This window comes from Hyphomonas sp. GM-8P (genome assembly GCF_003263315.1).
Classification (GTDB): domain Bacteria; phylum Pseudomonadota; class Alphaproteobacteria; order Caulobacterales; family Hyphomonadaceae; genus Hyphomonas.
This window is the reverse complement of the sequence record NZ_AWFE01000078.1, coordinates 1-19,594: the sequence shown is the minus strand read 5'-3', so window position 1 is coordinate 19,594 and position 19,594 is coordinate 1. Positions and strand designations below refer to the sequence as shown.

Here is a 19,594-nt window from a genome sequence, read left to right as displayed (position 1 = left end):
GGTGTAATTATAACATATACCTAGAGAAAATTGAGTTGCATGGCCGCCCGGCATGCGATTCTCTGCGGGGTGATTTTCCAATATGCGTGACGCTAGGTACCAGAGTTCAAATTCATGACCGGAGACTTCTCGCCGCTGAAACGGATAGCCCGACGCTTGCGCGAAGAGATGCTGCCACGCCCCACATCGCGGACCCGTAATCTTCCCCTCGACGGACCGGTCGTTGTGGCCGGCATGTTCCGTACAGCCAGCGGTCTAGGGGAGGCGGCAAAGCTGACAGTGCAAGGCCTGCGTACCCTTGGCCTCAGCCCGACTCTGGTCGACCTGAGCAGTGCGTTTCGCCAGGTTGACCAAGAACCATTCGACATGCTCGGCGAACTGCCCCGGACCCATCGCGGCACGCTGATCCTAGCCATTAATGCCCCTGAAACCCGCGCCGCGTTGCAGACCTTGGGCCTGAGACGATGGCACAATTGGCGGATCATCGGATACTGGGCCTGGGAACTGAACGAAGCACCGCCGTCTTGGCTTCCCATAGCTGGACACCTGACGGAAATCTGGACACCTAGCGAGTTTGTCACGCGCACGATTGCATCAAAAGTGCAGATCCCTGTACTGACGGTTCCGTATCCCGTGCGCCCGCACTTGAAGATCAATCCGGAAAGCCTGCACCGCCCGGCGGGCACTCCGCTCCGGGTGATGGCCATGGCCGATGGCCGTTCCTCTTTCTTTCGCAAGAATGTACTTGCTGCGGCGCGTATCTATGTTAGGGCATTCTCACCGCAGAATAACAGTAGACTGACCATAAAACTACGCAACGTCGCCGAATTCCCGGATTTCCAGCGAGAGCTCCACTACCTCATAGGAGATCGCAATGACATCGACATTATTGAGGGCACGATTCCGTCTGAACAGAAATGGGACCTGATCGCCTCACACGACATCATGCTTTCTACGCACAGAGCAGAGGGCTACGGCTTACACCTTGCGGAAGCCATGTCACTCGGACTCTGCGCAGTGGCCACCGGCTGGTCAGGGAACACACAGTTCATGAACCAAAAAAACTCAGCTCTGCTTCCATATTCACTTGAAGATGTGATCGATCCCTATGACATTTATGATCCGCCAATCGGTAGTCAGTGGGCCAGAATCGATGAAGACGCTGGTGCTCAAGTCTTGCGCGATTTGGATATCGATCGAGATCGGCTGACACGCTTGCGTCAGGCCGCTACGGCAACAGACTTTGTTGCTGATAGTATTTCCGCGATGGAACACGCGCTAACTGGGGCAAATTGATACTAAGACGACGCTTTAAAATTTTAACTACTGCACGATCATCACATCATCGATGGTGGCGACCTCGCTGCCCCGGCACAAGATGCTTATCTTTGCCGGCAGTGGCGCGGGCGCCATCTGGCGATAGCCGACGGTACCCGGCACAGCGGACCCGCCGGGCCTCAGGTCCAGGATCAGCCCCTGCGCCGCCGGCATGTCCAGCGGCGTCAGGAACCAGCTGTCCTTGCTGTCCACGCGCAGCATCACGATCATTTTGGTCGGTTCACTGCCGATCGACGGCATCCGGTTCACCCAGGCTTCGGCCTTGGTCACGGCCGGGCAGGACAGCGCAGACTCTGTTTCGGCAACAGCGTCAGGTTCGCTCTGCTCAGTTCCCGGTTGTGGCCAGAAGCACTGGCATCCGGCCAGCATGCCGAATGAAGCCAGCGTGGCGGCAGCACGCATGACTACCAGTCCGTTGAAAGCCTGAACCACAGGGCACTCTCCTCTTCCGCGCCAGCGATATGGTTCGGCGATGTCGACACAACGGCCGCTGCCTCTCCGGTCCAGCTTTCTGCCAGCTGGAAGCCATAGCGCGTCTCGAAGTCGACCTGCCGCCCGCTAGGCATCAGGCCCGCATTGACGGTCTGATGGATCAGTGCGCCGCGGACATCGATACCCACCGGCGCGTTGAGCGCAATGGACCCCGTCTCGGTCCGCCATGGCTGGGCAACGATCAGGCTGAGTCGCCCCGGTCCGGCAGGCCGGCTGGCGCCAAGAGACCAGCGGCTGGTCCAGACGTCACTCACGTTTACGCCCGGCAGGTCCACGCTCGCCATCTCGACCCCGGACGACAGCGTCCAGCGCCGCCCTGCCAGCCATGCACCTTCCAGCGCATAGGCGGTCATCTGTGTCTGGTCTTCCGCGCCGAAGCGTTCCTGTACCGATCCGCCAAGCGCAGTGTTCACATCTTCCACAAAGGTCGCGCCGAAACGGTAGGACCAGCGCGGCTTGTCCCGGCCGAACCGGAAGCCTGACTGGCTGCGGCCGCTCTGCTCCGCCGAGAAGAAATCCATCACAAGGCCCTGCCCCAGATGGTGGCTGAACTTCGCCCAGGCACCGCCGGTGGAAAAAGCGTTCCCCACGCCCGGTTCGTTCAGCAGCGACACGTCCGGCGCAAGCCGGGTGAGCGATCCGCCCCGGCCGACTTCCACTTCATTGGCGCCGAAGCTGTAGCGCATCTGGAAGGTCGATTGCGGGTCTTCCTGGTAAGGTGCCGTCGGGTCATCATAGAGGCGCGCCTGCGTCCAGTTGAAGGACAAATTGCCGACCCGCACCGAATGGGTCTCGCCCGCAGCCCAGTCGGCTCGCATCTGAAAGTTCACCATCCGGGCACCGGCCAGGCCATCCGGCAGCTGGGCGGAGACAGCGTCGGCATCCAACACGAAGCCACGTTCATATTTGTCCTGGAAGACAAGACCATTCAGCGCGCCTGAATTTGTCGCCCAGTCCCCGAACGCGCCGCCACTTGGCGCAAGCACCGTCCCGATGGAAACCTTCTCCGCGCCGAAATCCAGCGTCTGTTGTCCCTGTGGGGAAAAGGCCTGGGCAAGATTGAGAGCACCAACACCGGATACCTCGTCGGCACCAGCGCCTGCCGCCGTACCCGTGATCGGATCGAGCGCCGTATCGACATAGTCATCGGCCGTATCCAGCAGGATCTGCAGCGCGACTTCAGGCTTGTCCTTCAGGTTCGGAAAAGTTTGCAGCATCAGCGCAAGGGCGCCCGCGACATAGGGCGCCGAGAAGGACGTTCCGGATACGCTGTAATAGTCACCAATCGAGTCGGCATCGTTCGTTAGGTCGCCCGGAAAGACGATGTCGTCGTCGGGACCTGTGGTAACGACGCGCTCTCCCGGAGCCAGGATGTAGTAGTTTTTCGCGTCATTTCCCGCACGGTTCGAGAAACTCGATATCTTCATGTAATCCGGATTGGGGTCGGTAACCGTCGGCTCCACAATGTTCAGAGACCCCACCGCCACGACCCGGCCAAGCGAGGCGGCTTCACCCGCAATATAGGCTGGCTCCGTTGGTTCCGCGCCGACCGCGGGTGTGATATTCCCCATCCCGTCATCAATGGCGGGCGCCGCTTCGTTGCCAGCCGAAATAACCACCAGGACTCCCGCCGCAGCAGCAGCGCGAACAGCATTTTCAAGATCCTGATTGGCATCGATCTCGCCCCCCAGCGACATGTTGATGACGCTGGCACCCTGATCCACCGCATACTGGATGGCGCGCACAAGCGCGGAGTCACTGAAATTGCAGCCTTCATCTGCGCCTGTCAGGGCGCAGCTGCCGGGGCTGTCGGCACGGATCGAGATGATCGAGGATTCAAAAGCGATACCCTGAATGCCCGAACCTTCGTCGATCACCGTCGTATAGTCGTCCTGACGGCGCGCTGCGACAACACCGCTCACCATCGTACCGTGCCCGCCCGTATCGATGTCGTCAGGCTGACGGGTGATCGTGACCGGATCCCCGTTCGTATCGTAACCGCTGCAGGCCGTGTCCGCACAAACATCAAAAGTCTGCACGATCGCACCCTGCAGATCCGGGTGGTCGTCGATTGTGCCGGTATCGATGACAGCGACCTTGATGCCGGTCCCGGTCGCACCAATGGCGTAAGCCGCTGACGCCCCGATGACCGGCAACCCGGCCGTCTGCTGGTATTCGCGCGTCTCGAAAGCGGATGCCGGAGCGATCTCGCTCGGAAATGGCGGCGGGGGTGGGGGCGGTGGCGGCGCTGGAGGTGGTGGAGGGGGAGGTGACGTCGGCGTAACGGCCGATCCGCCACCACCGCCGCCCCCGCTGGCACATGCCACGAGAAGGCCGAGCGCCGGGCCGGCCAGCGCCACAATCATGGCGGCTTTCAGGTAGCGCGACCTCTGTGTCCTCAATTGCATGGCCTTAGACCTCCGGCTTGGGCACCTATCCCAAGAATTCGCTGTTATGATGCCGCGTCATCCTGCCCTGACAATCGTGAACGGAACACCAACGCGCCATGGGTAGCAAATCACGAAAATTCCACGCGTTCCTGCGAAAAATGGAACAGTGACCGGGCTTCTTCATCAATCGAGTCGCCGGGCACATTCAGCAATTGGTGCATCGCGTTCTTTCGGTCTTTCAGCGCATGATCGAAATCCTGCTCGATCAGCCTGTCGACCCCCGTCCGGACCATCGCATCGCGCACTTCCATGTACAGCGTCAGCGATCCGCCAAGGAACATGGATTCATAGGCAATCTTGCTCGCGATCTTGTCGTGAATATCCGTGTACTGGAATTGCCGCTCCATGACCGATTTGCGTTTGCAGATGAAGTCGATTTCATGCCGGTATTGCGGGTGGCGCAGGTACAGGCTCTTCAGGGCGGTCATCTCGCTGTCGATGCGGGTCTGGATTTCGTCCGGCAGTGACTCGCTGAGGATGATGACAATATCGATATCCGACCCCTTCACCATCTCGCCGGAGGCGACGTGTTCGCGTGGCTCATTGTGGGCCAGGAAATAGGCAAGATCCCCGGCGATGAAAGCACACAGCTGGCTGCGCACTTCGCGGCCGAGGCTAACGAACAATTGCTTCATCACCTGCTGGGCCACGCTGATTTTTTCGCGGCTGATTTCGCGATGCATGTTCGACAGCGTGCCCTGCCGCTCAATCATCTGATCGCGCTGCCCTGGCAGACCGAACAGGGAGAAGGACAGGAAATCCCGCTGGATCGACGGGCTGAGCCGCACCTGGTCTTCGCGCGTAATGTCATAGCGCAGGTAGTAACTTGCGAAGTGCGACACATGGAATGTGCGGCTACGATAGCAGGCCTGCCATAGCGCGAGCACCGGAACCTTCGGCATGGCTTCAGCCAGTTCCTTGCCGATCAGCGGCCCCTCTGCAGCAATCAGCTGCACAATCCGGCTTTCGATCTCTGTTATATTTAGTTCCATTGGTATTCTTTCATTACGGATACGCAGAAATCAAAACCTCTCAAGCACAACGCTGACATAATTGCGACACGGCTTAACGCTACTTCCACTCTTGAGCGTTGTTACGGCTCACTCTAGGACCTTGAAGTGCAGAGAATTCCACTCTTGATAGTCAGCGTTAAAAAGCAAGGTGCGTAACATTTCGAGTTTGTCAGTAAATTCCATCAATTCGGTCACAAAAGTTCGCCACTGGATGTTCGAGGTGGCGATTCCAACATGGGTAAACATCTGCATAGATCCGGTGCTCGGCGGACCGGTAGAAACCTTCCTTCTAGATGGAAAGACGCCATCAGATCAGAGTTTCCGTCGTACACGCGTCAATGCCCGGCAAATTTACACCATGTGCCACGCAAGCATGCTTGGCGTTGCGGATGCCTTACCCGTAGCAGAAGAGCTATTTGCCTATTTGTTAGACCGTTGCTGGCAAGGGCCCGACAAGGGTTGGGCCAAGACCATAACTCCCGAAGGAGCAATTCTGGATCCGACGCCGGATTTTTATGATTTCGCATTCTGTTTATTTGGGCTGGGCTGGTTCTACAGGGCGACCAGAAATACTGATGCCTTGAAACTCGCTCACCAGACATTGGACATTCTGGAACAAAAATTTCGCCACCCTTCCGGCAAGGGTTTCCACAATCAATTACCACCCACGCTTCCCCGTCAGCAAAATCCCCACATGCATTTGATGGAGGCGGCATTGGTCCTGGCGCAAGCGAGTGGAGAAGCTCGTTTCCGGGACCTTGCGGACGAAATGGCACAGCTTTTCTACAGTTCCTTCTTCCAAAATCGAACCAACATACTTCCAGAGTTCTTCTCAGAAGAACTCACCCCTTTAATCGAGTCGAACCTGAACAGACTAGAACCGGGACATCATTTCGAGTGGGCGTGGATTCTTTCACAACACCAGCTCCTAACAGGGCAGAACCATGAAATCATCGTCCAAGCGCTAGTGAGTGGAGCAGAGAAATATGGGATAGATCCAAATACTCAGCTCACCTACAATAGCTTGGACAAAAACTTGGTTCCAATTGACCGGGGCTCTCGTACATGGCCGAATACTGAGCGAATTAAGGGATGGCTCGGACTCTACGAGCTCACGGGCATTTCTCCTTGGGAATCTGTAGGAAAGTGCTGCAATGCACTATTTTCTCATCATCTCAGCGAAACAGCACCGCCCGGCATGTGGGTTGACGCGTTCGATCACGCGGCCCGGCCTAAATCAACCGACATTCCATCCTCGACATTTTACCACCTGTTTCTGGCTTTTTCTGAAATCATGCGCCTCGGAAATCGCCTACCCAAACGAAAAGTACAAAAGCCCGAAACCGCGGCTCCTTACGGTGTCGATCGCGTAAATTAATCTGGCTGGTCCAGCAGGGACAACAAATAGTCGCGGTATTCATTGTTGAACGCCGCCGCGAGGTCCCGCATCTGGCCAACAGAAATGAGGCCGCGCCGCCAGGCCACCTCCTCGATGCAGGCGACCTTCAACCCCTGGCGTTTTTCAACGGTTTGCACAAAGTGCGATGCTTCCAGCATGCTGTCGAATGTGCCGGCATCAAGCCAAGTGACCCCGCGCGGCAGGCGCACAACGTTCAGATCCCCCCGCTCCAGATAGGCCTGGTTGACCGACGTGATTTCAAGCTCACCCCGCGCGGACGGCTTCACCGACCGGGCAATCTCCGTCACATCCGGCCCATAAAAGTAAAGCCCGGTCACGGCCCAGTTCGCACGCGGGTGGGCCGGCTTTTCCTCAATTGACAATGGTTTGCCATCTGCGCCGATTTCAACAATGCCGAACCGCTGCGGATCATTGACCTGGAACGCCATCACCGACGCGCCTGATTTCAGTCCGGCCAATTCCTGCAGCATTCCTGTCAGGCCCGCACCATAGAAAATATTGTCTCCGAGCGCGAGCGCGCAGGAATCACCGGCAATGAACGTTTCACCGATCAGGAAGGCTTCGGCGATACCGGCAGCCGTTTCCTGCTCCGCATAGGAAAATTTCACGCCCCATTGCGAGCCATCCCCCAGAAGGGCCTGATATGACGCTGCCTGTCCCTTGGCGCTGATGATCAGGATCTCCGTGATGCCCGCAAGCAGGAAGGTCGAAATCGGATAGTAGATCAGCGGCTTGTCATAGATCATCAGCAGGTGTTTCGACACAGCCCGCGTTGCCGGATAAAGGCGGCTGCCCTTCCCCCCTGCCAGAATAATGCCCTTCATTCTTCAGAGAGCTCCTCAATCAATTTGCCGACTGTCTTTTCCAGTCCGATTTTCCAGTCCGGCATTTCAATGCCGAAGACACGGCTCGTTTCCGACATGTCGAGGCGGGCGTTCAAAGGCCTCTTCGCTGGGGTCGGATAATCCGCTGTTTGAACGGGGACGACGTCCGCGAAGGGGCCGCCGAGCCGCTGACTGCAATCGAAGATCAGCTTGGCCATCGTTGCGCGGTCCGTCTCCCCCTGCCCGGCCAGATGGTACACACCCCAATCGGAGAAATCCGGCGCCGCCGTCTGCCGGGCCATGTCGAGCAGGCCCGCAGCGAGTGCTGGCGCGTATGTCGGGCAACCAAACTGATCGCAGACAACAGTCACTGACGAGCGCGTCTGCGCGAGTTTCAACATGGTACGGACAAAATTGTTTCCGAATTCGGAAAAGATCCACGACACTCGCACCATCAGAGATTTCGGCGCCAAATCCCTGACAGCCTGCTCACCTTCCAGTTTGGTGTGTCCATAGGCACCCAGCGGATGAGCCGCATCATCCGGTGCATAGGGCTCAGGCTTGGTGCCGTCGAAGACACAGTCAGTCGACAAATGGATCAGGGGGATCTGTCTTTCGGCACAGGCAGAAGCCAGGTTGCCCGGGCCGGTCACATTCAGGGCGCGCGCCGCTTCCGGCTCGCTTTCCGCGCCATCGACGGATGTGAAAGCCCCTGCATTAATCACGGCGACCGGGTTGGTCGCGTCAAGTGTGCGTGAGAGGGAAGCAGGATCCGTCAGGTCTGCTTCCGGCCGGCCGGCGCATAAAACGACGGATCCACCAACGGACGCCAGGGCCTGAGCCACCTGACCGGTCTTCCCGATGACGAGAACCGGGGTCATCTGACCTGCCCGAGTCGTTGGCCCTGATAGCGTTCTTCGCGGATCGGGCGCCACCAGTCTTCATTGCCCAGATACCAATCCACAGTCGCAGCGAGTCCTGCCTCGAAATCGTGCTCCGGCGCCCAGCCCAGCTCACGGTCGATTTTTGCCGGGTCGATCGCATAACGGAAGTCGTGCGCCGGCCGGTCTTCAACAAATTCGATCAAGGCCTCGTGCGGGGCCCCTGCGGGCCGGCGTTCGTCCAGGATCCGGCAAATCGTCCGCACGATCTGCAGATTGGTCCGTTCGGCACCGCCACCGACGCAATAGACTTCACCGGGCACACCTTCCTGCGCCATGAGAGACAGGGCACGGGCATGGTCTTCCACATGCAGCCAGTCCCGCACATTCGCGCCATTGCCATAGATCGGCAGGCGCTTTCCTTCCAGCCCATTCAGGATCATCAGGGGGATGAGCTTTTCCGGGAACTGGCGCGGCCCGTAATTATTCGAGCAGTTCGAGACAACGACCGGCAAGCCGTAAGTGCGCTGCCAGGCCCGCGCGAGGTGATCCGCGCCGGCCTTGCTGGCAGAATAAGGAGATGACGGGTCATACCGGGTCGTTTCGGTGAACACCCCCTCCGGCCCAAGAGAGCCGAAGACTTCATCCGTAGACACATGAACAAACCGGAAAGCATCCCGCCTGTCATGCTCCAGACCGGACCAGTATTCCCGCGCCGCTTCAAGCGTCGCGTAAGTCCCGACAAGATTGGTCGTGATGAAATCAGCAGGCCCATCGATCGAGCGATCCACATGCGTTTCGGCAGCCAGATGAAACACAGCGTCTGGCTCTGCAGCCTTCACGGCATCGCGCATGGCCTGCGCATCGCACACATCTGCCGCAACATGGCGAAACCTGTCATGCGCTTTCAACGCTTCAAGCGTCGCCGGATTGGCGGCGTAGGTCATGCGGTCGATGGCGACCACTTCCGTTTCCGCATCGGACAGCAGAAGATGACACAGCGCCGATCCGATAAAACCGGCGCCGCCTGTCACGACATAGCGCTTCATTTGACGGCTGCCATTGCAGTGCCGGATTTCAGTGCCGACAGGCCCGGCCAGTGACGGTCCCGTCCGGACAGGGTCATGTCACTTGGGGGAAACGGCCACTGAATGCCGAGCTCGGGATCGTCGAACGCCAGTCCGAATTCCGCTTCCGGCGAGTAGTATTCAGTGACGCTGTAGATGATCTGTGTGTCGTCCTCGAGCGTGCAGAAGCCGTGCGCAAAACCTGCGGGAACAAACAGCTGGCTGCCGGTCGCGGCGGACAGTTCCACGCTCGCATGCTGGCCGAACGTCGATGATCCCGGACGGATATCCACCACCACATCGAGGAGGCTTCCAGCGATGCACTGTACCAGCTTGGCCTGCGCATGAGGGGCCTTCTGGAAGTGCAGACCTCTCAGCGTGCCTTTGCTTTGGGAGAGGGAATGGTTCGACTGCACGAACTGGCAGTCGATGCCATGAGCCGCGAACTCTGATTGCCGGAATGTTTCAGCGAAGAAGCCGCGCTCGTCACCGATACGCTTCGGATGAACGAGGATAAGCCCTTCCAGTCCGCCGACTTTTTCGAATCTGGCCATACTCTGCCCTGACAAACCGACCGCCCCCGCAGCCCGACTCCGGCTATAGCATGCCCGATTTTGACCGCAACACGCGAAGGGTTACTCGACTGTAACCGATTTGGCGAGGTTTCGGGGCTGATCGACGTCCGTGCCTTTCGCAACTGCGACGTGATAAGCCAGCAACTGCAGGGGGATTGCCGCCAGGATCGGCAAGGTGAAACCGTCCCCGTCCGGCAGGCGGATCACGTGATCGGCGCGGTTACCCGCCAGGGCGATACCGGCATCATCGGAAATCAGGATCACTTTCGCGCCGCGCGCACGGATCTCCTCGACATTGGAAATCGTCTTCTCGAACAGCTCGTCCTTCGGCGCCACGACCACCACAGGCAGCCCCCGTTCGATCAGGGCGATGGGACCGTGCTTGAGTTCGCCGGCGGCATAGCCCTCGGCGTGGATGTAGGACACTTCCTTCAGCTTCAGGGCGCCTTCCAGGGCCAGCGGATAGTACCGCCCCCGGCCCAGGAACAGGACATCTTTGGCCTGCGTCAGCGTCTTCGCGATTTCGGCAATCTGCTCCTGCGATTCCAGTGCCTCGGTCACCTTGCGCGGCAACGCCAGCAGGTTCTTGATTGCAGTCGCTTCATCGCCCGGCAACAGGTGTCCGCGCGCCCGGGCCGCCGCAAGTGCCATGACCGCAAGAACGGACAGCTGCGCCGTGAAAGCCTTGGTTGAAGCCACGCCGATCTCCGGCCCTGCATGGGTCGGCACCACGGCAGCAGCCTCGCGCGCAATGGAGCTTTCCGGCACGTTCACGATGGCCACCGCCGTCGTCCCGTTCTGGCGGCAGTAGCGCAATGCGGCCAGCGTGTCGGCCGTCTCGCCCGACTGGCTGACGAACAGCGCCGGGCCGGACTGCGGCAGCACCGGCTGACGGTAGCGGAATTCGGACGCGATATCCGTTTCGAGCGACAGACGCGCCACCTGTTCGAACCAGTACTTCGCGGTGAACGCGGCATAATAGGCCGTGCCACAGGCAATCGCGACCGCGCGGTCTGCTGCGGTGAAGGACGCCGTCGCCACCGTGCCGATATCCAGCGTACCGGCCACCTGGTCCACATAGGGCATGATAGACCGGGCGATCGACTCCGGCTGCTCGTGGATTTCCTTGAGCATGAAGTGGTCATATTCACCGCGCTCGATCAGCGCATCGTTCACGGCGGAGGTGACGCGCTTGCGGTTCACACGTTCGCCGCGCGCATTACGGATATCGAAGCTGTCGGGCGTCAGAACGCACCAGTCACCTTCTTCCAGATAGGTGACGTCGCGGGTAAGCGGGGCCAATGCGATGGCGTCGGAACCGAGGTACATCTCGCCTTCGCCATAGCCGAGCACCAGCGGACTGCCCCGCCGGGCCCCCATCATCAGGCCCTCCCGCCCTTCGAAGATGACAGCCAGCGCGAACGCGCCATGCAGCTCAGCCAGTGTGGCTTCGAAGGCATCGACCGGATCTGCCCCGTCGCTGATCTTCTGGTCCAGCAGCTGCGCGATCACTTCGGAATCGGTTTCCGACTCGAATTTGCGGCCGGCAGCCTGGAGCGCGTCCCGCAATTCGCGGAAATTCTCGATGATGCCATTGTGGACGATTGCCACGCCGCCGGACATGTGCGGGTGGGCATTGCTTTCGTTCGGCTGCCCATGCGTGGCCCAGCGTGTGTGCGCGATGCCTGTGGTGGCATTCATCGGGTGTTCGCGGAGCCGCGTTTCGAGATTCACGATCTTTCCGGGCGCACGCCGACGGTCCAGACCGCCTGCGGCCGACACCGCGATTCCGGCACTGTCATAGCCGCGATATTCCAGGCGCTTCAGCCCATCGATCAGCCGATCGGCAACAGGCTCTTTTCCTGAAATCGCAACAATTCCGCACATAATCCACTCCGCTCTTGGCTCAGCATCTCTTAGATCGCGGCAAAACGGCAGAACAATGAAACTTTGTGATCAAATGCGACAAGATCTGGCCCCGGATTGGCCGGATCCTCAATACTTCCGGGCAAACCAGCAATCCGGACATGACGGAGGCAAACGCTTTGCCGGCGGGAAATAGCAGTTGGAGGACTGCCTCAATGTGCCAGCAGGCCAGTAGAAGATACTCCCATCAGCGCATCTGAATGCTAGATTAAGTTCAAACTTCGCCCTGTCTTTGCATATAGGCCCCAGCAAGTACTACGGAGCCCGATCTTTTGCCCCAACTGACTCACCTCGACAGGCTGGAAGCCGAAAGCCTTCACATCATCCGCGAAGTCGCCGCCGAATGTGAAAACCCGGTGATGCTGTACTCCGTCGGCAAAGATTCGGCGGTGATGCTGCATCTGGCAATGAAGGCGTTCTATCCGTCCCGTCCGCCCTTCCCGCTGATGCATGTGGATACGACGTGGAAGTTCCGCGAGATGATCGAGTTCCGCGACCGCAAGGCCGCCGAGATGGGCATGGACCTGATCGTCCATATCAATGAAGACGGTGTACGCGAAGGCGTTGGCCCCTTCTCGCATGGCTCCGCTGTCCATACCGATGTCATGAAGACCCAGGCGCTGAAGCAGGCGCTCGACAAGTACAAATTCTCCGCTGCGTTTGGCGGGGCCAGACGCGATGAGGAAAAGTCGCGCGCCAAGGAACGGATCTTCTCCTTCCGGTCAGCCGAGCATCGCTGGGATCCCAAACGCCAGCGCCCGGAGATATGGAACCTCTACAATACCCGGATCCATCCGGGAGAGAGCATCCGGGTCTTCCCGCTGTCGAACTGGACCGAACTCGACATCTGGCAATATATCCGCCGCGAAGGCATCGAAATCGTGCCGCTCTACTTTGCTGCCGAACGGCCGGTGGTGAACTGGAACGGCGTGGACATCATGGCGGATGACGACCGCATGCCGGAAGACCTCGCCAAGACGGCGATCCTCAAATCCGTCCGGTTCCGGACGCTCGGCTGCTACCCACTGACCGGCGCTGTCGAAAGCACGGCCACCACGCTTGACGACATCATCCAGGAGATGCTGCTGACCACGACTTCGGAACGGCAGGGCCGCGTCATTGATGTCGACCAGTCGGCGTCCATGGAGAAGAAGAAGCAGGAGGGCTATTTCTGATGCGCCTCACTGACGACCTCATCGCCACCGATATCGGCGCTTATCTCGAAAAGCACGAGAACAAGTCGCTGCTGCGCTTTATCACCTGCGGCTCTGTGGATGATGGCAAGTCCACGCTGATCGGCCGCCTGCTGTACGACTCCAAGATGATCTTCGAGGACCAGCTCGCTTCGCTGGAAGCGGATTCAAAGAAAGTCGGCACACAGGGAGAGAACATCGATTTCGCGCTACTCGTCGACGGCCTCGCCGCTGAACGGGAACAAGGTATCACGATCGACGTCGCCTACCGCTTCTTTGCAACCGATAAGCGCAAATTCATCGTCGCCGACACGCCCGGTCACGAACAGTATACGCGCAATATGGCGACCGGCGCCTCGACGGCAGATGTCGCTATCCTGATGATTGACGCCCGCAAAGGCATCCTCACCCAGACGCGCCGCCATGCCTTCATCACGACGCTGCTTGGCATCCGGCGCCTCGTCCTGGCAGTAAACAAGATGGACCTCGTCGACTATGACGAGACGATCTTCAACGACATTGTCGATGACTTCTACGCCTTCGCGGATGAGCTTGCGACAGATCTCGAAATCCAGCCGATCCCCATGTCGGCACTGGCCGGGATCAACATCACAAGCCGGTCGGATGAAACCGACTGGTACGATGGCCCGGCCCTGATGGAATACCTTGAAAACGTCCCTGTGGGTGACAAGCGCCGCAATGCTTCGTTCCGCATGCCAGTCCAGTGGGTGAACCGTCCGAACCTCGATTTCCGCGGCTTCTCCGGACAGATTGCCTCCGGCACGGTGAAGCCTGGTGACCGGGTGAAATCCATGCCATCCGGCAAGCAATCGACCATCGCGCGGATCGTGACGGCCGACGGCGACCTACCCGAAGCCGTGGCCGGCCAGTCGGTGACGCTGACGCTGGCGGACGAGATCGACGCCTCACGCGGTGATGCCATCGTCACGGCGGATGATCCGACTGAAGTGTCCGACCAGTTCCAGGTCCGCATCCTTTGGATGAACGAATCTCCGCTCCTTCCGGGCCGGCGCTACCTCCTGAAAGTCGGTGCCAAAACGGTCACCGCGACCGTGAACGCCCCGAAATATGGTATTGATGTCAACACCTTGTCGGATGTTCCCGCAAAGACGTTGGAACTCAACCAGATCGGCGTCACGACGATCTCGCTCGATCAGGCAATCACGTTCGACCCCTACGACGCCAACCGCAATCTCGGCGGCTTCATCCTGATCGACCGGATGAGCAATGATACGGTTGGCCTGGGCCTCATAGACTTTGCCCTTCGCCGTGCATCGAACATCCACTGGCAAGCCATGGATGTGGACCGCGATGCGCTGGCCGAACAGAAAGGGCAGCGGCCCGCCGTCCTCTGGTTCACGGGACTGTCCGGCTCCGGCAAGTCGACGATTGCCAACGCACTCCAGAAGCGCCTGTTCGCCCTTGGCAAGCACTCTTTCTCTCTCGACGGTGACAATGTCCGTCACGGGCTGAACCGCGACCTCGGCTTTACCGATGCGGACCGAGTGGAAAACATCCGCCGCGTTGCAAATGTGGCCAAGCTGATGTCCGATGCCGGCCTGATCACGCTTGTCTCATTCATCTCCCCCTTCCGGGCCGAACGGCAGATGGCGCGGAACATGATGGCAGACGGTGAGTTCATCGAGATCCATGTCGACACTCCGCTTGACGTGGCAGAGCAAAGAGACGTCAAAGGCCTCTACAAGAAGGCACGTTCAGGAGAGATCAAGAATTTCACCGGCATATCGAGCCCCTATGAAGCGCCCGAGAACCCAGAGCTCCGGATTGACACGGTCGACCGAAGCCCTGATGACGCTGCCGAGGAGATTCTCGACTACCTCCACGAGAATGGCTTCCTTGGCGCCTGATACCAGGTGCCGGCCGTTGAAATGGCCAGATCTTGGGGCGGCGAAAGGAAGACGATGCGGATTTATCCCGTAATCATGTGCGGCGGCGCAGGGACGCGCCTCTGGCCGGTGTCTGTGCAGGCGCATCCGAAACAGTTCCACCGGCTGGTGACCGACAAGACCGTCTTCCAGGACACCGTGTTGCGTCTGACCGGCGAGGATTTTGCGCCGCCGGTGGTTATGTCAAACCAGCGTTATGCCGGCCTCGTCCGCGAGCAACTGGCAGAAATCGGCGTCGAGCCTGGTACCGTGATTCTCGAACCGATGGTCCGCAATACAGCTGCCGTCGCCGCCGTCGCAGCGCGCCATGTTGCTGAGCAGGATGCAGAAGGCCTGATTCTGCTGCTGCCATCGGACCATTTCATCGGCCAGCCAGATGTGTTCCTCGCCGCGGTCACCGAGGCCGCCCGGATGGCGAAATCCGGTTACATCACCACGTTCGGCATCAAGCCTGACCGGCCTGAAACAGGCTTCGGCTATATCCAGCGCGGGGACGCCATTGGCGGATCACTTTATGCGGTGACGGAATTCCGGGAGAAGCCGAATCTCGAAACGGCAATGAAGTACATCTCAAATCCGGCCTTCAGCTGGAATGCCGGTATTTTCCTCTTCTCTGCTTCGCTGATGGTCGACGAGCTGGAGACCCACGCGCCGGACATTCTGGACGCCGCCACCGCCGCGCTGGAAGCGGCAAGCGATGTCGACGGGAATATCCTGCTCGATCCGGAATGCTTCGCCGCAGCGCGCTCCACCTCGGTGGACTACGCGGTCATGGAGCAGACCTCCAAAGCGGCCATCTATGCACCGCTGGACTGCCAGTGGAACGACATCGGCACGTGGAGCATGATCGGCTCGATCCGCCAGGAGGATAGCGAAAATCCGCCGATTGCGATTGATTCCGAGGGCTGCACCGTTCTGTCAGACGCGGATCACACGGTCGCGCTGGTCGGTGTGCAGGATCTTTGCGTCATCGTGGAAGGCGGGCGCATCCTGATCACGTCGAAAGACCGGACGCAGGATGTCGGCAAAGTCGTTTCCGCCTTGCGTGAAACAGGCCGTGAAGACCTCCTCTGAACGGGCTGCCCCTGCGTGACCGGCTCCAAAAACTGAATCCTATGCTAAATTCCATCTCGCTGTAGTGCAGCGGGAGGAAAAATCATGCCGGAAGCCAAAGGTGCCGGTGCAGATAAAAAATCTGCCAAAACAATCAACTACGATGCCGTAATTGTCGGCGCCGGATTCGGCGGCATGTATATGCTGCACAAGCTGCGCGGCATGGGATTGAACGCGCATGTCTTCGAGGCCGGCAGCGGCGTCGGAGGCACCTGGTTCTGGAACCGCTATCCCGGCGCCCGTGTGGACATTGAAAGCCAGGAATATTCCTTCTCCTTCTCCAAAGAGCTGGAAGAAGAGTGGCAATGGTCTGAGCGCTACGCGCCTCAGGGCGAATTGCTGGACTATGCCAATCACATCGCGGACCGGTTCGATCTGCGCCGCGATATCAGCTTCAACACCCGTGTTGAGTCCGCACAATACGATGACCAGGCCGGACTATGGCGGATCACGACGGACCAGGGCGACACCATCGAGGCACGCTATTGTGTCATGGCGACCGGGTGCCTCTCGGCAGCCAAGACGCCGGACATTCCGGGCGCCGGAAACTTCAAGGGTGAGACCTATAGCACCGCTACCTGGCCCGAGGACGCCGACCTCTCCGGCAAGCGGGTCGGCATCATCGGCACCGGCTCGTCCGGTATCCAGACCATCACCACCATCGCACCAGTGGTCGGCGAGCTCTACGTCTTCCAGCGTACACCGAATTACAGTGTGCCGGCGCATAACCGTCCGCTGGATCCGGCGGTGCGGGAAGACTGGCTGGCCAACCGTGAAGACTATCGCCAGCAGCAACGGGAATCCGGAATCGGAATCGTGGCGCTGGAAGCGAGCGAAGAGCTGGCGCTGGAACAATCGGAGGAAGACCGCCTTCGTGAATTCGAGCGGCGCTGGGCGAAGGGCGGTTTCTGTGTCGGCGCGCCTTATGCCGATACCGGTGTCGACCCGGCGGCCAACAAGCTGCTGGCAGATTTTGTTGCTGGCAAGGTCCGCGAAATTGTGAAGGATCCGGAGACGGCAGACCTGCTGATCCCCAAGACCTATCCCTTCGGCACGAAGCGCCTGGTCGTCGATACCGGCTATTTCGAAGTCTACAATCAGGACAATGTCCACCTGATCGATCTCAACAAGACACCGATCGAAACCATCACCGAAACCGGCCTTAGCACCAGCGAACGCGATTATGAGTTCGACGTGCTGATCTATGCCATCGGCTTCGATGCCATGACCGGTGCGCTGGAACGGATCGACATCCGGGGCCGGGACGGCCTGAAGCTGAAGGACAAATGGGCAGCCGGTCCGCTGACCTATCTCGGCCTCACCGTGTCCGGCTTCCCGAACATGTTCATGATCACGGGCCCCGGCAGCCCGTCTGTCCTTTCCAACATGATCGTTTCCATCGAGCAGCATGTGGACTGGATCGCGGACTGCATCCACGACATGGGCGAGCGCCAGCTGACCGTCGTGGAAGCAACCCCGGAAGCCGAGGCTGAATGGGTGGCCCATGTGAACGAGGTCGCGTCCGAAACGCTCTATCCGCAGGCCAATTCCTGGTATCTCGGCGCCAACGTCCCCGGCAAGCCGCGCGTGTTCATGCCTTATGTGGGCGGCGTCGGCGTCTACCGCGAAGTCTGCGACGAAGTCGCCGCGAATGACTACAAGGGGTTCACCCTGACCCGCGCGCCTGCGGAAGCGTCCTGAGACCGGCCTGCGGTTTGACCGCAGATTGACCCTAGGGGTTTCCCCGGCGTCCCATCTCGAATCCTGCCTGATCCCGCGATAAGCAGGGATCAGGCATAAATATATTCGGGAGCGAACGATGGCCAAAGGGGATCTTCCTGTTCTTGTCGGCGTAGGCCAAAGCCTCAGCCAGTGGGACGGCTCTGCCGGTCCAGCCGGGGCCCCCTCCCCGCTGTCGCTGATGGTGGACGCTTCCAAGGCGGCGCTTGCCGACACGGGCGCGGCAAGCATCGCAGACGCCATCGACACGCTCGCCGTGGTCCGGATCTTCGAGGACTCGGTGCGCAACGCCCCGCACCCGCACGGACACAACACGAACCTGCCCGGCACGCTGGCGCGCGACATCGGGGCCTCTCCTGCCAACCTGATCTATGAGACCGTCGGCGGCCAGAGCCCACAGGCGCTCGTCAACGAAATGGCTGCGAAGGTCTTTGAGGGCGAGATCGAATGCGCCCTGATCTCCGGCTCCGAAGCCAACCGCGCCTCCAAGGGCGCGCGCCGCCATGGCGTGGAGATCAACTGGGCCGACAGCGCCGACGCCGAATATGAAGACCGCGGCACCGGCCCGATGATGCTGAGCCGTGAAGAGATCAAGCACGGCATTGTCGCCCCGGCCTATTTCTACGCCATGTTCGAAAACGCCATCGCCGCCCGCGAAGGCCGCTCGCGCAGCGAACACCGCAAGGCCATGGCGCAGCTGTTCCAGCCCTTCACGGCTGTGGCCGCGAAGAACCCCTGGTCACAGTTCCCGGTGGAGCACTCTGTCGAGTTCCTGTCGACGCCGTCCAAGGCGAACTACGAATATGCCGACCCGTTCCTGAAATGGTTCATCGCGCAGGACGCCGTGAACCAGGGCGCCGCCGCCATCGTTATGAGTTCGTCCAAGGCTGATGAACTCGGCATTGCGGAAGACAAGCGCGTTTACCTGCACGGCGCAGGCGAAGGCTCGGACGATTTCATCTCCGTCCGCCCACGGCTGGACGGCTCCTTCGCGATGGAAGCCGCGATCTCCCGCGCGCTGGGCCAGGCCGGCAAGACAACCGCCGACATGTCGCATTTCGACCTCTACTCCTGCTTCCCGTGCGCCGTGTTCTCCTCGACGCAAGCGCTCGGTGTCGACTGGAAAACCGACAAGCGCCCGCTGACGCTGACTGGCGGCCTGCCTTTCTTCGGCGGTCCGGGGAACAATTACTCCCTGCACGGAATTGCAGAGATGGTCGCGAAACTGCGCGGCGACGCCGGCGCCTTTGGCCTGGTCCTCGCCAATGGCGGCTGGATGACCAAGGAAGCCGTCGGCGTCTACTCGACCGCCAAGCCGGCAGAGTTCACGCCGGTCGCGCGCTATGCCCGGCCGACCGAAGAAATTGATGTGTGCACAGAGAGCTGCGCCGCGAAACTCGAAACCTTCACCGTCACGCACGGCAAGGAAGGCCCGGACAAGGGCATCATCTTCGCCCGCTTGCCGGATGGCCGCCGCGCGCTCGCCAATGCGAGCCCCGCTGCCCTCGCCGCGCTGCGCGAGGATGCCAGCCCTGTTGGCCGCAGCGTGAAAATCACGGTGGAAGGCGAAACCGGCACGTTCGACTTCGCCTGATCACGGCAGTGATCCCGCCTCTGATCCCGCCTCTGATCCC

The 19,594-nt window shown here is 59.9% G+C and carries 15 protein-coding genes; 7 read left to right on the top strand and 8 right to left on the bottom strand.

Annotated features, from left to right (window positions below):
- Window positions 1–114: 114 nt before the first annotated feature.
- Window positions 115–1,296, top strand: a complete 1,182-nt coding sequence (locus HY26_RS12200; protein ID WP_112073732.1) for a glycosyltransferase — start codon at window positions 115–117, stop codon at window positions 1,294–1,296.
- Between the two features lie 27 nt (window positions 1,297–1,323).
- On the opposite strand, the gene HY26_RS12195 is transcribed toward HY26_RS12200, so the two are convergent.
- The 3 genes from HY26_RS12195 to HY26_RS12185 form a co-directional block, all read right to left on the bottom strand.
- Window positions 1,324–1,740, bottom strand: coding sequence for a hypothetical protein (locus HY26_RS12195; RefSeq protein ID WP_112073731.1), 417 nt, complete (start codon window positions 1,738–1,740; stop codon window positions 1,324–1,326).
- 2 nt (window positions 1,741–1,742) lie between these two features.
- Window positions 1,743–4,238 (bottom strand): S8 family peptidase, encoded by a 2,496-nt coding sequence (locus HY26_RS12190; protein WP_146740217.1) that lies wholly within the window; start codon window positions 4,236–4,238, stop codon window positions 1,743–1,745.
- Between the two features lie 110 nt (window positions 4,239–4,348).
- The gene (locus HY26_RS12185) at window positions 4,349–5,272 is read right to left on the bottom strand and encodes a hypothetical protein (protein ID WP_112073729.1); all 924 of its coding nucleotides are present in this window, start codon (window positions 5,270–5,272) and stop codon (window positions 4,349–4,351) included.
- Window positions 5,273–5,504: 232 nt separating this feature from the next.
- On the opposite strand from HY26_RS12185, the gene HY26_RS12180 reads away from it, so the two are divergent.
- Entirely contained in the window at window positions 5,505–6,671 is a 1,167-nt protein-coding gene (locus HY26_RS12180; RefSeq protein WP_112073728.1) for an AGE family epimerase/isomerase, read from the top strand.
- Here the strand turns inward: HY26_RS12180 and rfbA are convergent.
- The 5 genes from rfbA to glmS form a co-directional block, all read right to left on the bottom strand.
- A complete protein-coding gene (gene rfbA, locus HY26_RS12175; protein WP_112073727.1) occupies window positions 6,668–7,537 on the bottom strand; it encodes a glucose-1-phosphate thymidylyltransferase RfbA in 870 nt (289 codons plus the stop codon). The genes HY26_RS12180 and rfbA overlap by 4 nt on opposite strands.
- Complete coding sequence (rfbD, locus tag HY26_RS12170; RefSeq protein WP_112073726.1) at window positions 7,534–8,418, bottom strand: dTDP-4-dehydrorhamnose reductase; 885 nt, start codon at window positions 8,416–8,418, stop codon at window positions 7,534–7,536. Before rfbD ends, rfbA begins: the two co-directional genes overlap by 4 nt.
- Window positions 8,415–9,467, bottom strand: a complete 1,053-nt coding sequence (rfbB, locus tag HY26_RS12165; RefSeq protein ID WP_112073725.1) for a dTDP-glucose 4,6-dehydratase — start codon at window positions 9,465–9,467, stop codon at window positions 8,415–8,417. Before rfbB ends, rfbD begins: the two co-directional genes overlap by 4 nt.
- Window positions 9,464–10,039, bottom strand: a complete 576-nt coding sequence (rfbC, locus tag HY26_RS12160) for a dTDP-4-dehydrorhamnose 3,5-epimerase (RefSeq protein ID WP_112073724.1) — start codon at window positions 10,037–10,039, stop codon at window positions 9,464–9,466. The genes rfbB and rfbC overlap by 4 nt, the downstream gene beginning before the upstream one ends.
- An 81-nt stretch (window positions 10,040–10,120) precedes the next feature.
- Window positions 10,121–11,947, bottom strand: a complete 1,827-nt coding sequence (glmS, locus tag HY26_RS12155) for a glutamine--fructose-6-phosphate transaminase (isomerizing) (protein ID WP_112073723.1) — start codon at window positions 11,945–11,947, stop codon at window positions 10,121–10,123.
- Window positions 11,948–12,258: 311 nt separating this feature from the next.
- Here glmS and cysD point away from each other — a divergent pair, with 311 nt between their 5' ends.
- The 5 genes from cysD to HY26_RS12130 all read left to right on the top strand — a co-directional run bounded on the left by cysD (window position 12,259) and on the right by HY26_RS12130 (window position 19,554).
- Entirely contained in the window at window positions 12,259–13,161 is a 903-nt protein-coding gene (gene cysD, locus HY26_RS12150; protein ID WP_112073722.1) for a sulfate adenylyltransferase subunit CysD, read from the top strand.
- Window positions 13,161–15,068 (top strand): sulfate adenylyltransferase subunit CysN, encoded by a 1,908-nt coding sequence (gene cysN, locus HY26_RS12145; RefSeq protein ID WP_112073721.1) that lies wholly within the window; start codon window positions 13,161–13,163, stop codon window positions 15,066–15,068. The genes cysD and cysN overlap by 1 nt, the downstream gene beginning before the upstream one ends.
- Before the next feature lie 21 nt (window positions 15,069–15,089).
- The gene (locus HY26_RS12140) at window positions 15,090–16,181 is read left to right on the top strand and encodes a mannose-1-phosphate guanylyltransferase (protein ID WP_112073720.1); all 1,092 of its coding nucleotides are present in this window, start codon (window positions 15,090–15,092) and stop codon (window positions 16,179–16,181) included.
- An 84-nt stretch (window positions 16,182–16,265) separates the two neighbouring features.
- Window positions 16,266–17,921 carry an NAD(P)/FAD-dependent oxidoreductase gene (locus tag HY26_RS12135; protein ID WP_112073719.1) on the top strand — a complete coding sequence of 552 codons (1,656 nt, stop codon included), beginning with the start codon at window positions 16,266–16,268 and terminating at the stop codon, window positions 17,919–17,921.
- Between the two features lie 118 nt (window positions 17,922–18,039).
- Window positions 18,040–19,554 (top strand): acetyl-CoA acetyltransferase, encoded by a 1,515-nt coding sequence (locus HY26_RS12130; protein ID WP_112073718.1) that lies wholly within the window; start codon window positions 18,040–18,042, stop codon window positions 19,552–19,554.
- Window positions 19,555–19,594: the final 40 nt, after the last annotated feature.

Bases quoted from the DNA above. Each gene is read 5' to 3' on its own strand.
- glmS (WP_112073723.1), bottom strand. From the start codon at position 11,947: ATGTGCGGAATTGTTGCGATTTCAGGAAAAGAGCCTGTTGCCGATCGG.
- HY26_RS12190 (WP_146740217.1), bottom strand. From the start codon at position 4,238: ATGCAATTGAGGACACAGAGGTCGCGCTACCTGAAAGCCGCCATGATT.
- HY26_RS12130 (WP_112073718.1), top strand. From the start codon at position 18,040: ATGGCCAAAGGGGATCTTCCTGTTCTTGTCGGCGTAGGCCAAAGCCTC.
- HY26_RS12185 (WP_112073729.1), bottom strand. From the start codon at position 5,272: ATGGAACTAAATATAACAGAGATCGAAAGCCGGATTGTGCAGCTGATT.
- HY26_RS12140 (WP_112073720.1), top strand. From the start codon at position 15,090: ATGGCCAGATCTTGGGGCGGCGAAAGGAAGACGATGCGGATTTATCCC.
- HY26_RS12195 (WP_112073731.1), bottom strand. From the start codon at position 1,740: ATGCGTGCTGCCGCCACGCTGGCTTCATTCGGCATGCTGGCCGGATGC.
- HY26_RS12135 (WP_112073719.1), top strand. From the start codon at position 16,266: ATGCCGGAAGCCAAAGGTGCCGGTGCAGATAAAAAATCTGCCAAAACA.
- rfbA (WP_112073727.1), bottom strand. From the start codon at position 7,537: ATGAAGGGCATTATTCTGGCAGGGGGGAAGGGCAGCCGCCTTTATCCG.
- cysN (WP_112073721.1), top strand. From the start codon at position 13,161: ATGCGCCTCACTGACGACCTCATCGCCACCGATATCGGCGCTTATCTC.
- rfbB (WP_112073725.1), bottom strand. From the start codon at position 9,467: ATGAAGCGCTATGTCGTGACAGGCGGCGCCGGTTTTATCGGATCGGCG.
- HY26_RS12200 (WP_112073732.1), top strand. From the start codon at position 115: ATGACCGGAGACTTCTCGCCGCTGAAACGGATAGCCCGACGCTTGCGC.
- HY26_RS12180 (WP_112073728.1), top strand. From the start codon at position 5,505: ATGTTCGAGGTGGCGATTCCAACATGGGTAAACATCTGCATAGATCCG.
- rfbD (WP_112073726.1), bottom strand. From the start codon at position 8,418: ATGACCCCGGTTCTCGTCATCGGGAAGACCGGTCAGGTGGCTCAGGCC.
- rfbC (WP_112073724.1), bottom strand. From the start codon at position 10,039: ATGGCCAGATTCGAAAAAGTCGGCGGACTGGAAGGGCTTATCCTCGTT.